Source organism: Actinomadura luzonensis, from assembly GCF_022664455.2.
Classification (GTDB): Bacteria; Actinomycetota; Actinomycetes; order Streptosporangiales; family Streptosporangiaceae; genus Nonomuraea; species Nonomuraea luzonensis.
The window spans coordinates 1,619,506-1,631,617 of record NZ_JAKRKC020000001.1 but is presented as its reverse complement, the minus strand read 5'-3'; the positions used below and the strand labels follow the sequence as shown (position 1 = coordinate 1,631,617).

Here is a 12,112-nt window from a genome sequence, read left to right as displayed (position 1 = left end):
ATCGTCAGGCGCTTCTCCAGGCGTTGGTGACCAAGCGCCACATCGCCCTCGGCCACGCCGTCCTGTAGGAAAGAGACGTTCGCCACGCGGACAGCGTCCTGGCTCAAGCGCGTGGCCCAGAGCCCTTCGATGTCGTTGGGAAGCCAGCCCTCCCGCGGCACGAACCGGAACCACAGCTTGATTAGGTCTGGCGCTGAGGAGAGGCGTTCGGACGTAGCAACCAAGATCATCGAAGCATGGCGGCAGTGTCGAGTTTCGTGACCCGTGCGACAGATCCGGCTCGGGAGGCGGGTGACACTCCGGCTAGATGATCTGTCGTTCTCTTGATGCCTATTGAATCGGGAATCTGTGGTCTGGTCCCGGTGATTCAGGCGGGAGTTCTTCAATCCGCAGGTCGGAGAAGATCAGGGTGAGGTCGTGGGCGTTGGTTTGGATCCGGACTTCATGGAAGTCGATGCCGATAGCTGTGGCCCAGTGCCGGGCGGTTGGTGAGTCGGCGATGAGCGTGGCTCCGGGGTAGAGCTCCTGCCAGTTGACTCCCCAGACGTATCCGTCGAGGTCGACACCGGTTTCGTAGGTAGTAAGCCGGTCATCGAGGGAGGTGCGCCAGGTGCCGGCCGGCACGGTTGTGACGCAGTTGGCCTGCACGCAGTGGCGGAACAGGTAGCGCAACGTCGTCGGCGCGATCCCGGTTCTGGGGTCGGCGGTGGCGTGGATCACGAGCTGATAGTCGCGCAGGTAGTCCACGTAGCTGTGGTGGAGCAGGGTTTGGTCGAAGATCTCGTCCAGGGCCTGTTGCAGCTTCACCTGATCCATGAACGCAGTTCTACCCGCCCGATGTGATCTCCCGTTGATGCTGGGGCCTGCGGACTTTGAACCGGGTGATTGGCTTGGTGGCGGTGGTGCGGGCGACCTCGGCGATGATCTGGCCGGCGTGGGTGATACGGAAGGTCCCCCCGGGTCCTCGACGGTCACGGTTGCTCCGGCGTGGCCGATGCCGACGCGGATACGCTGGCCGGCGATGGAGAGCTGGCCGCGGCTGCTGAGGCGCCGCTGCACGTGGACGGGTTCGGCGGCCGGTTGGGGTTCGGGGCCGGCGGGGCGGGCGTCCCGGAGGCGGGCCATCTCATCGCTAGTGAGCGGGTTGGGCAGGGTTCGCAGCAGCGTGCGTCCATCGGCAAGGTGCAGCAAGATGCCGTCGACGCGGACGGTCAGCCGGCGTCCGGCGAACTGGTAGCCAACCGAGCACTGCCGACCGCCTTAAGGCGACCAGGCCGCTGGCGTTGATGGTCCGGTCGACTTCGACCACCTCACCGACGCCGGGGCGGGCCGGTTTGGTCGCGGGCTGGTTGCGGGTGCCGCCATCGACGATCAGTTGCCGCAGGTGCCGAGAGGTGAGCCGGGACGAGACCTTCTTGATCGGCTCGACCATCGATGCGCCGCCTGACGCGAGACCCCGAACCTGCGGGCGACCTCGGTGAGACTCGCCCCGGACAGCACCTGCAGCACGGCTTGATACCGCTGCTCGACCACGCGTCTGCGCACCGTCCGCACGCCCCTGACCACCATCATCGAAATGCCCCGTAGCGATCATCGCTTCGGGGCTTTTTCGTGTTCGGCACCGGTCAGGGGCGGAACAGGGCGTTGAGTTCGCCGAAGTCCAGGGTGCCCGTCAGGGTGGTGAGGGTGCCCGCGTCGAGGAGTTCGGCGGCGGCGCGGCGGGTGGCGGTGTAGGCGGCCTGGGCCAGGGCGGTGCCGAGGCTGATCCGGCGGACGCCGGCCCGCGCCAGCTCGGCGACGGTGGGTCCGCCGGCGACGGCCATCGCGTTCACGGGCAGCGGCGACTTGGCGCAGAGGGTGCTCAGGGTGTCCAGGTCGAGCAGGCCGGGGACGAAGATGCCGTCCGCGCCCGCCTCCGCGTACGCCGCCGTGCGGGTGAGCACGTCGTCCAGCCGGCCCTCGGCCGGGCCGATGCCGAAGAGGAAGACGTCCGTGCGGGCGTTGACGAACAGGGCGGGCAGGCCGGCGGCGGCCGCGGCGTCGCGGGCGGCGCGCAGCCGGGCGGCCTGCTCGGCGACGTCGAACAGCGGGCCGCCCGGCGCCCGGGAGTCCTCCAGGTTGACGCCCACCGCGCCGGCCTCGGCCACGGCCCGCACGGTCGCGGCGACGTCGGCCGGGGCCGGGCCGTAGCCGCCCTCGACGTCGGCCGTCACCGGGACGTCGACGGTGGCCGCGACGCGCCGGACGGCGGCGGTCATCTCGTCGCGGCCGAGCCGCTGCCCGTCGCCGCGCCCCAGGGACCAGGACACGCCGCCGCTGGTCGTGGCGATCGCCGGCGCGCCGGCCGCGGCGATCACGGCGGCGCTGGCGGCGTCCCAGGCGTTCGGCAGCACCAGGACGGACTGCTGGGCGTGCAGCGAGCGGAACTGCTCGGCCTTGGAGGACAGGAGCTCGTCGACTGGCATGGGGTGACCGCCTTCGTGTGTCGTTCCGGGTTGAGACGATGCTGGCGGGCGGAGCGGCGGGCGTCCATTGATTAAGCTGAGGCCGAATCGTCGAGCGCTCAGGGGGCGGCATGAGGACGCGGCTGACCTTCTCCGTGCACGACCTGGCGGAGACGCGGTTCGCCGTCTCGCCCATGTGGGAGGTCGTCACCAGCTGCCGGACGCTGGCCGCCGCCACCGTGCCCGAGCCGCACCGGGTGTGGGCCGGCCAGGTGCGTCCCAGGCTCGCCGCGGCGGGGCTCGACCGGGGGTGGCTGGCCGACATGATCCCGCCCGCCGGTCACCTGCCCGACTTCCTCAACCCGTCGCCGACGACCGCGTCCCCCGAGCTCGCCGACGAGCTGGCCGCGATCGCGGCCACCGGCCCCGAGCAGGTACGGCGCGACCTCGACCAGCTGGCCGCCGAACGCGACGGCCGGCTGTCCCCGCGGCTGCGGAGCCTCCACCGCGCCCCGGAGACCCACCTGCCGCGGATCGTCGCGGAGATCGAGGTCTACTGGCAGCTGGCGATCGCGCCCTACTGGGACAGGATCCGCGCGGTGCTGGAGGCGGACGTCTTCCACCGGGGCCGGCAGGTCGCCGAGCACGGCACGGCCGACGTCCTCGACCGGCTGCACCACACCGTGCGCTGGGCGGGCGACTGCCTGCAACTGGCCGAGCGGCACTGCCCGGTCACCAGGATCGAGACGGGAGCGGGGCTGCTGCTGGTGCCGTCGGTGTTCGCCTGGCCGCGGGTGCTGACCAGGTCCGTCGCGGCCGAGCCGCCGCAGCTCGCCTACCCGGCGCGCGGCATCGGCGCGTTGTGGGAACGCCGGACGCACGCGCAGCTCGAAGCCCTGGCCGCGGTGATCGGCCGGTCCCGGGCGCTGATCCTCGCCGAGCTGGACTCGCCCGCCTCCACCACCGAGCTGGCCCAGCGGGCGGGGCTGTCGGCGGCGGGCGTGTCCCAGCACCTCACCGCGCTGCGGGCGGCGGGGCTGACGAGCGCGCACCGGGCGGGGCGGGCGGTGCTGTACTCCCGTACGGGCCTCGCCGACGCCCTGCTCACCGCGCAGACGTGACCGCCCCGAGGCCGGTCCTCCGCCCTGGATCTGCTGGAGGAGCGTGGCGGTATCCACCGTTCGGTGGGTTCTGGGGTCAGCAGGGGGTGGGGGTGAGGGTGGCCGGGAGGTCGATTCGGGGGTGGGGCGGGGAGAAGCATGCTTGCGGCATGGCAGTCATCGAGGTCACAGACCTACGCAAGAGGTACGCGGAGCTGACCGTTCTGGACGGGGTGTCGTTCTCGGTGGAGGAGGGCGAGATCTTCGGGGTCCTCGGGCCGAACGGGACGGGCAAGACGACCGCCGTCGAGTGCGTGGAGGGGCTGCGGCGGCCGGACAGCGGGACGATCAGGGTGCTCGGGCTGGACCCCGTCCGGGACGCGCGGCGGCTGCGCGAGCAGATCGGGGTGCAGCTCCAGCAGACCCAGCTGCCGGAGAACCTCAAGGTGTGGGAGGCGCTCGACCTGTACGCCTCCTTCTACGCGAACCCGCGTGACTGGCGGGAGCTGCTGGCGGAGTGGGGGCTCGGCGACAAGCGCGACACCCGCTTCGGGAAGTTGTCGGGCGGGCAGCGGCAGCGGTTGTTCATCGCGCTGGCCCTGGTCGGCAACCCGCGGGTGGCGTTCCTGGACGAGCTGACCACGGGCCTCGACCCGCAGGCCCGCCGGGCGACCTGGGAGCTGATCAAGCAGGTACGGGCGAGCGGCGTGACCGTGGTGCTGGTCAGCCACTTCATGGACGAGGTGGAGGAGCTGTGCGACCGGGTCGCGGTGCTGAACCGGGGCCGGGTCGTGGCGCTCGACTCGCCGTCGGGGCTGCTCGGGGGCGAGCACCGGATGCGGTTCACGGTCAAGGAGGGGGACCTCGGCGGGCTGGCGGACGTGCCGGGGGTCGCCGGAGTGACCCGTACGGGGGACCGGGTGGTGGTCACCGGACGGGGGGACTTCGCCACGGCCGTCACCGCGTACCTCGCCCGGCACGGCGTCCTGGTGAGTGACCTGCGCATCGACAAGCGCACCCTGGATGAGGCGTTCACCGCGCTCACCGGGCGTTCCTTCGACGACAACTGACACTTGAGAGAGGCCCCGAACCATGAGGAAGCTCGCCTTCGTCGAGACCAAGCTGCTGGTGCGCGAGCCCGGCGCGCTGTTCTCGCTGCTGATCCCGCTGTTCATCCTGGTGGTGTTCGGCAGCTCGATCGAGCCGGGCGACACGGTGCTGCTGCCGATGGCGCTGGCCATCGCGGTCGGGCTGGTGGGCCTGTACCTGGTGCCGACGACGCTCGCCACCTACCGGGAGCGGGGGATCCTGCGCAGGATGTCCGCGACGCCGGTGCGGCCGGTCCGGCTGCTGGTGGTGCAGCTGCTGCTGCAGCTCGTGCTCGCGGTGACCGCCTGCGGGCTGCTGATCGCCGTCGCGGGCACGGTGCTGGGGGCGCACCTGCCGGGCCGGGTGCTCGCGGGGGTGCTGGTGTTCGTGCTGGGCACGGCGAGCATGTTCGCGATCGGGCTGCTGGTGGCGGCCCTGGCGCCGAACGGCCGGGCCGCGAACGGCATCGGCGTCCTGCTGTACTTCCCGATGGCCTACCTGGCCGGGCTCATCCAACCGGCCGGGCAGATGCCCGCTATGGTGGCCCGTGTCGGGGAGTACACCCCGTTGGGCGCGTTCGGGCGGAGTCTGCGGGAGGTCTGGGCGGGGGAGTTCCCCAGCCCGGTGCCGCTGGCGGTGATGGCGGTCTACGCCCTGGTCGTGAGCGCTGCCGCGGCCAGGCTGTTCCGCTGGGAGTGAGTGGGGGATGACCAGCAGGCTCGACCGTTGGGAACGGATGCTGGAGCGCCAGCTCGTGGCGGCGCCGTACGTCCTGCTGGCGGTCTCCGTGGTGCTCAGCCTGATCGGCGGCGGCCCGGTGTGGATCACGCTGGGGCTGGCCGCGGCCGCCGCCGCGTGGCTGGGGCTGGTGCCGCGCGGCCCGGTGTACGTGGCCGGGCTGGTGGTCCTGATCGGGGCGCTCTGCACGCAGAGCGCGTGGTTCGCCAGCTTCTTCGGCTTCGTCGGCTACCTCCACTCCTGGCAGTACCTGGGGGGGAAGTGGCGGTTCGCGGGGGTGACCGCGACGGCGGCGATCTGCGTCGCGGCCTACAACGGCGGCCTGCCCGAGCCCACCCCGTCCGCGATCCTCGCCTACCTGTTCTTCACCGGCGCCATCGTGGCCGCCGTCGGCCTGTTCAGCTTCCTCGGCGAGATCACGAACGAGCGCAGCGCCGAACGCAAGCGCATGGTCGCCCGGCTGGAGGAGGCCATGCGCGAGAACGCCGGCCTGCACGCCCAGCTCCTCGTCCAGGCCCGCGAGGCCGGCGTGCTCGACGAGCGCCGCCGCATGGCGGCCGAGATCCACGACACCCTCGCCCAGGGCCTGACCGGCATCATCACCCAGCTCCAGGCCGCGCGGCAGGCCGAGGACTGGCGCAAGCACGTCGACCAGGCGACGCGGCTGGCCCGCGAGAGCCTGGCCGAGGCCCGCCGCTCGGTGCACGCGCTCGGGCCGGGCCAGCTGGAGTCGGCGCCGCTGCCCGAGGCGCTGGAGGAGGTCGTCGCCCGGTGGCGCGAGCTCAACGGGGTGCGCGCGGACTTCACGGTCACCGGTACGGTCCGTCCCATGCACCCGGAGATCGAGGAGACGCTGCTCCGCACCGCGCAGGAGGCGCTGGCGAACGTCGCCAAGCACGCGCACGCCTCCCGCGTCGGGCTGACCCTGTCGTACATGGAGGACGTGATCACCCTGGACGTGCGCGACGACGGCATCGGCTTCGACCCCGGCCTGACCGCCTTCGGCCTGACGGCGATGCGCAAACGGGTGGACCGGCTGGCCGGCGCCCTGGAGGTCGAGTCCGAGGGCGGCGCGGGCACCGCGATCTCGGCGAGCCTGCCGGCGGTGCCGCGTGGCTGAGCCGGCGTCCCCCATCAGGCTGCTGATCGCCGACGACCATCCCATCGTCAGGGACGGGCTGCGCGGCATGTTCGCCGGCGACCCCGGCTTCGAGGTGCTCGGCGAGGCCGCCGACGGGGCGCAGGCCGTCGACCTCGCGCGGGTGCTCGACCCCGACGTGATCCTGATGGACCTGCGCATGCCGGGCACCGACGGCGTCACCGCCATCAAACGCCTCGCCGAGCTGGGGCTCCGCGCCCGGGTGCTCGTCCTCACGACGTACGACACCGACCGGGACGTCCTGCCCGCCGTCGAGGCGGGGGCCACCGGCTACCTGCTCAAGGACACCGGCCGCGACGAGCTGGTCCGCGCCGTCAGGACCGCGGCGCGTGGCGAGGCCGTCCTGTCGCCGTCGGTCGCCACGCGGCTGCTCGGCCAGGTCCGCACGCCCGCCGACCCGCTGAGCGCCAGGGAGCTGGAGATCCTCCGGCTCATCGCGGACGGCGCCACCAACCGCGAGGCGGCGGCGCGGCTGTTCATCAGCGAGGCCACGGTCAAGAGCCACGTGCTGCACATCTACGCCAAGCTCGGCGTCAACGACCGGGCGGCGGCCGTCGCGGTCGCCTTCCGGCGCGGCCTGCTCACCGTCGAGGACGGCGGCCGCTGAGGCCGTGCCGCCGGTCGCACGGCGCGGTGCCGTACGACCGGCGGCCGCCGAGGGTCACTCGGTGTGGCAGACGGTGCCGTTCAGGGTGAAGACGGACGGCAGGACGTTCGGGCCGCTGTAGTTGCCGACGTAGCCGACCGTGACCGTGCCGCCCGTGGGCAGCACCGGGTTGGCCGGGTCGTTGACGACCTTGACCTCCGAGCCGGTCTGCGTCCAGACGGCGCTCCAGCCGCTGCCGAGGCTCTGCCACGGCCGGGGCCAGGAGAAGGTCAGAGTCCAGCCGTTGAGCGGGGCGCCGTTGTTGGTGATGTCGAGGCCGCCGACGTAGCCGCTGGCCCAGTCGTTCTGGTCGGTCAGGCGGACCGAGCAGGTGCTGGTCGCGGGCGTGCCGGTGGTGAACGTCAGCGGCGGGGAGGCCCAGGACAGGCCGCCGCCGGTGTCGCGGGCGAGCACGTTGACGGTGTAGCGGGTGCCCGGGGTGAGGTTGCCGACGGTGAACGAGGTGCCGGAGGTCTCGCCGAGCTGCTCGGTGACCGCGCCGTTCTGGCGGTGGATCTCGTACTTGGCGATCGGGCGGGCGCCGGGGGCGGCGGCGGGCCAGGAGAGGGTGGCGGCCCGGTCGGTGACGTTCGCCGCCTTCGGCTGCCCGGGCGCGCCGGGCAGGCCCGCCTGCGAGGCGGCCGGGTGCAGCACGATCGTGGTGAGGGAGAGCGGGGGCAGGGTCTGCGCGGTCGCGGTCCCCGACGTGGCGGTCGTGATGGCGGTCGCGCCGTTCGTGTGCGTCAGGACGGTCGGCGCGCCCGCGGCGGGACGGTAGCCGGCGTAGCCGATGGTGACCGGGTAGGAGGTGTCCTGCGAGGTGTTGACCAGCATGACCGCGAGGTCGCCGTTGGGGCGGCGGGCGGCGTGCGCGCTGACCTCGGGCTGGTCGGTCGCCGCCCGGACGAACTGGTCGCCGGGCCGGGCGAACCTGCTCACCATCTGCAGCGCGTAGTACGGCGCGAACGGGGTGTTCAGCGCCGGCTCGCACACCGAGCCGTCGGCGGTGCAGGTGCCGCTGGACAGCAGGCCGAAGTCGCCGTAGTCGGTGTGGCCGGCGACCTCGGTGACGGTGCCGATGCCGTTGTGGACGTTCCACCAGTCGACCGTGAACACGCCGTTCGCGAGGAGCGTGGCGTAGGAGTCGGCGGCGGCGAGCGCGCCGGGCTGGGTGTTGGTGCCGTTGCTGCTGCTGCCGGTGTTGAACTCGGTCATCGCGATGCCGATCCGGTCCGCGTCCGGGCCGGCGTACCTGGCGATCTGCTCGCGGGTGAGCTGGATCATGTCGGGCACGTGGCCGGTGCGGTCGAGGGCGCCGGGGTACCAGTGCACGATCACGAAGTCGATCTTGGGTCCGGCGGTGGACAGGACGACCTTGTTCCAGGTGCCGGCGTCGCCCTCGCCCACCAGGGCGTCGGGCCAGTTCGCGGGCGTGGTCAGCACCGCGCCGATCTTGATGGTCGGGTCGACGGCCTTCATCGCGTCGGCGTAGGCGACGACGTTGCGGGCGTACTCGGCCGGGCTCTTGTCGGCGTGGTCGTCGGCCTCCCAGGCGGTGCCGTAGTGGCCGTTGCCGTAGTTCTCGTTGCCGATCTCCCACAGCTTGATGCCGTAGCCCTTGACGACGTTGGCCTGGCGGACCCAGGCGGCGGCCTCCGCGGCGGTGCCGGTGCCGTAGTTGGCGGTCACCATGGCCTGGGCGCCGGTGCGGCGGACGCCGCGCATGAACGTGTCGAAGTCGGTGTTCGGGGCCACGTACCCGCCGGGCGCGGTGTGGGTCTCCCAGTGGTAGATGTCGGAGTAGGAGCCGCCGGGGTAGCGCAGCAGCTTCACGCCGGCCGCCTTCAGCTTGTCGGCGGTGTCGTCGGTGCCCAGGTTCGTGTCCCAGATCGCGTGGTTGCTGCCGATGCCGGTCTCGGGGACGGTGGCGAGGGCGGCGCGCGCGTTGACGGTCACGGCGACCGGGGACGGATCGTCGGCGGCCCGCGCCGCCGGGGCATTGAGCACGGTGAGCGCCAGCAGGACTGCGGACGCGGCTGGTAACAGGGATCTCGGCATCGACGCACCTCGCCACGGATTGCGGTAAACACTCGACGCCCCCTCCTGACCAGGAGGCATGAGGATCATGAGGTGTGGCGCCTGGCCCGTCAACCGGACGTGAAACTTTCACCTGGCCGGGGCGGTCCGTCCCGGGCGCGTCTCAGCCCGGGTCCAGGAGCGTGACGACGCCGTTCTCGCCGTCCACCCGGACCCGCTGGCCCGTGCGCAGCCGGCTCGTCGCGTCCTGGATCCCCGCGACGGCCGGGATGCCGTACTCGCGGGCCACCACCGAGCCGTGCGAGATCACCCCGCCCACCTCCATCACCAGCGCCCCGGCCAGCAGGAACAGCGGCGTCCAGCCCGGGTCGGTGCTGGGGGCGACCAGGACCTCGCCGGGCCGCAGGTTCGCGCCGACCGGTGAGAGCAGCACGCGGACGACGCCCTCGTGCACGCCGGGGGAGACCGGGGTCCCGCTCAGCCCCGCCGCCGGGCCGCCGGCCGGGGCGGCGGCGCCGTAGATCGTCTCGCCGTCGCTGACGAGGAGGCGGGGGACGCGGCGGCGGCGCAGCTCGCGACGGTACTCGCGGCGGCGGGCGGCGGCCCGCTCGCCCGGCCACCAGGCCGCCACGCCCGGAGTGCGGGACGCGGTCCCGTCGCCCGCGTCGTCGGTCACCGCGCGGCGCAGGTCGGCGAGGTCGAGGTAGAAGACGTCGTCGGGGTCGTCCAGCAGCCCGCGCTCGACGAGCGCCACGCCGGTGCGGAGCAACGTCCGCCGGGCGAGCGCGACGACCCGCACCAGGTCGAACTTCGGCCGTTCCCGCAGCCCGCCCAGCTCCCGGTGCCGCCGCAGCACGGTGGCCAGGATCGCGGCACGCCACACCCCCTTGGCCCGCCGCACCCGCGCCACGAGCTCCCGCTCCGCGGCCCTGCTCCGCGCCGCTCCCTCCGCGAACCGCGACGCCGCCTCCCCGGAGTGCCGGTAACCGCGGATCAGCTCCATGACATAAGCGGGATCGTCGGCCAGCCGGGGCAGGCCCAGGTCGATCTCCCGGCTGGGCGCCCGGTGCCCGTACCCGGCCAGGAACCGGCGCACCTCGGGATCGGCCGGCGACGGCTCGCCCGCCCGGCCCGCCAGACGGGCCAGCTCCGCGCCCATCGCCATGGTCGGGTCGTACGGCAACCACCGCCGCACCGGCTCCATCGCCGAGACCGTGCCCAGCCAGCGCCGGACCAGCCCTTCGGCCAGCACCCTGAGCAGGATCTCGGCACAGACGGGCGCGAGCTGCTCCACGACCAGCCGGACCACCAGCACCGGCAGGACCCCGGTGGCGACGTCCACCTGGGCCCGCGGCGACGTCAGCGCCGCGCTCCGCCGCTCGGCGTCGGCCAGCCGCCGGTCCGCCCGTGCCACCAGGCGGCGGCGGGTGCGCGCGGGCGCGGCGAGCGCGGCCGCCAGGCCGGTCAGGATGCCCGGCGCGACGCGGGCGAGCCCGCGCGGCAGGGAGGCGCCCCGCGGGCGCGGCAGCCGGGCGGAATTGGCCCGCAGCCACTCCGTCAGGATCTGCTCGGCCTGCGGATCCTTCGTCCGCAGCCGGGCGGCGACCCGGTACGCCAGCCGGGGCCGCAGCAGCAAGGGGGTGATGTCGCCGTACAGACGGCACGCCAGGACCGGCATCCCGGCGGCGCTCGGCTCGCCGGGCCGTCCGTACGAACCGGACCACAGGTAACGGATCCACCGGCCGACCACTTCCGCCATGAACGCGTTCCCCGCGGGCGTCAGCGGCTCGGCGATGCCCTGCGCGACGAGCAACGCCGCCAGGTACACCCGCGGCCCGTCCCCCGGCGGCGCGGCCGGCAGCGGGAAGAGCGAGGTGATCGGCCGGGACTGCAGCAGCAGGCATTCGCCGCCGGCGACCGCCCACTCGACGTCCTGCGGCCCGCCGAACAGCGCGGCCGCCCGCGCCCCAAGCTCCGCGAGCCGGCCGGCGGGCAGCCCGGTCACGGAGCGGCCCGTCCTGGACAGGACCCTGCCGGAGGCCGCGTCGAGCACCCACCGGTCGGGCGTGACCCGTCCGCTCACCAGGGCCTCTCCCAGCCCGGGCACCGCCTCGACCACGACCCGGTCGCGCCGCCCGGTCACCGGGTCCGCGGTGAACAGCACGCCCGCCAGCTCGGCGGGCACCATGCGCTGGACGACCACCGCCATGGCGAGGCTCTCCTCGCCGACGTCCTGCTCGCGCCGGTAGGCCAGCGCCCGCGCGGTCCACAGCGACGACCAGCAGCGGCGCACCGCCGCGCACACCGCGTCGAGGCCGGACACGTCGAGCACGCTCTCCTGCTGGCCGGCGAAGCTGGCCGTGGGCAGGTCCTCGGCCGTCGCCGACGATCGCACCGCCACCGGCGGCTCGCCGAGCGCGCGGTACGCGGGGGCCAGCGCCTCGCGCAGCCAGGCGGGCGCCGGTCCCTCCTCGAAGGCCGCCCGCAGCTCCGCCGAGGCGGCCTCCGCGGTGTCCGCGCCCGTGGTGTCCGCGCCCGTGGTGTCCGCCCCTGTGGTGTCCGCCCCTGCGGTGTCCGCGTCCGTGGTCGCCCGCTTGACGGCGGCGTCGATCATCGCGTCGAGGCCGCGCTCGGCGACGTGCCGCCGGTACGCGGCTGTGGAGATCACGAAGCCGCCGGGCACCGGCAGGCCGCTCCGGACCATGGCGGCCAGGCTCGCGCCCTTGCCGCCCGCGTACGCCGGATCGGCTGCCGCCGCGCCGGCCAGTTCGGTGATGAGGTCGCTGCCCATGCCGGTCTCCCGTCGACGTGACCGATCGCGGCCGCGGCCGGCGGGCGGCGCCCGGGACCACGGCCTCACGTGGAGGAACAGACGCGCGATCTCATCGTAGGCGTCGAG

General features: G+C 73.5%; 11 protein-coding genes and 1 pseudogene. 6 read left to right on the top strand and 6 right to left on the bottom strand.

Annotated features, from left to right (window positions below; all coding sequences use genetic code 11):
- Nucleotides 1-41 precede the first annotated feature (41 nt).
- Together MF672_RS52060 and MF672_RS07730 are read right to left on the bottom strand one after the other, a co-directional pair.
- Nucleotides 42-230: pseudogene (locus MF672_RS52060) on the bottom strand (hypothetical protein); the annotation flags it as partial.
- A 100-nt stretch (nt 231-330) separates the two neighbouring features.
- On the bottom strand, nt 331-816 hold the full coding sequence (locus MF672_RS07730; protein WP_242371889.1) for a YxiG-like protein: 486 nt from the start codon (nt 814-816) through the stop codon (nt 331-333).
- A gap of 171 nt (nt 817-987) precedes the next feature.
- Here MF672_RS07730 and MF672_RS07725 point away from each other — a divergent pair, with 171 nt between their 5' ends.
- Complete coding sequence (locus MF672_RS07725; RefSeq protein WP_242371891.1) at nt 988-1,287, top strand: hypothetical protein; 300 nt, start codon at nt 988-990, stop codon at nt 1,285-1,287.
- A gap of 84 nt (nt 1,288-1,371) precedes the next feature.
- Here MF672_RS07725 and MF672_RS07720 read toward each other — a convergent pair whose 3' ends face one another.
- Nucleotides 1,372-1,569, bottom strand: a complete 198-nt coding sequence (locus MF672_RS07720; RefSeq protein ID WP_328517126.1) for a helix-turn-helix domain-containing protein — start codon at nt 1,567-1,569, stop codon at nt 1,372-1,374.
- Nucleotides 1,570-1,625: 56 nt separating this feature from the next.
- Entirely contained in the window at nt 1,626-2,465 is an 840-nt protein-coding gene (locus MF672_RS07715; protein ID WP_242371893.1) for an isocitrate lyase/PEP mutase family protein, read from the bottom strand.
- Nucleotides 2,466-2,575: 110 nt separating this feature from the next.
- Between MF672_RS07715 and MF672_RS07710 the strand changes: the two genes are divergently transcribed.
- From MF672_RS07710 to MF672_RS07690, 5 genes are all read left to right on the top strand, one after another.
- Nucleotides 2,576-3,565, top strand: a complete 990-nt coding sequence (locus MF672_RS07710; RefSeq protein WP_242371895.1) for a DUF5937 family protein — start codon at nt 2,576-2,578, stop codon at nt 3,563-3,565.
- 149 nt (nt 3,566-3,714) lie between these two features.
- Complete coding sequence (locus tag MF672_RS07705) at nt 3,715-4,614, top strand: ABC transporter ATP-binding protein (protein ID WP_242371897.1); 900 nt, start codon at nt 3,715-3,717, stop codon at nt 4,612-4,614.
- A gap of 22 nt (nt 4,615-4,636) precedes the next feature.
- Nucleotides 4,637-5,332 (top strand): ABC transporter permease, encoded by a 696-nt coding sequence (locus tag MF672_RS07700; protein ID WP_242371899.1) that lies wholly within the window; start codon nt 4,637-4,639, stop codon nt 5,330-5,332.
- Nucleotides 5,333-5,339: 7 nt separating this feature from the next.
- The gene (locus MF672_RS07695; protein WP_242371901.1) at nt 5,340-6,491 is read left to right on the top strand and encodes a sensor histidine kinase; all 1,152 of its coding nucleotides are present in this window, start codon (nt 5,340-5,342) and stop codon (nt 6,489-6,491) included.
- Nucleotides 6,484-7,137 (top strand): response regulator, encoded by a 654-nt coding sequence (locus MF672_RS07690; RefSeq protein WP_302893174.1) that lies wholly within the window; start codon nt 6,484-6,486, stop codon nt 7,135-7,137. Before MF672_RS07695 ends, MF672_RS07690 begins: the two co-directional genes overlap by 8 nt.
- A gap of 54 nt (nt 7,138-7,191) precedes the next feature.
- Here MF672_RS07690 and MF672_RS07685 read toward each other — a convergent pair whose 3' ends face one another.
- Together MF672_RS07685 and MF672_RS07680 are read right to left on the bottom strand one after the other, a co-directional pair.
- Entirely contained in the window at nt 7,192-9,234 is a 2,043-nt protein-coding gene (locus MF672_RS07685) for a cellulose binding domain-containing protein (protein ID WP_242371903.1), read from the bottom strand.
- A gap of 142 nt (nt 9,235-9,376) precedes the next feature.
- Nucleotides 9,377-12,004 (bottom strand): PEP/pyruvate-binding domain-containing protein, encoded by a 2,628-nt coding sequence (locus MF672_RS07680; RefSeq protein ID WP_242371904.1) that lies wholly within the window; start codon nt 12,002-12,004, stop codon nt 9,377-9,379.
- Between the last annotated feature and the right edge of the window lie 108 nt (nt 12,005-12,112).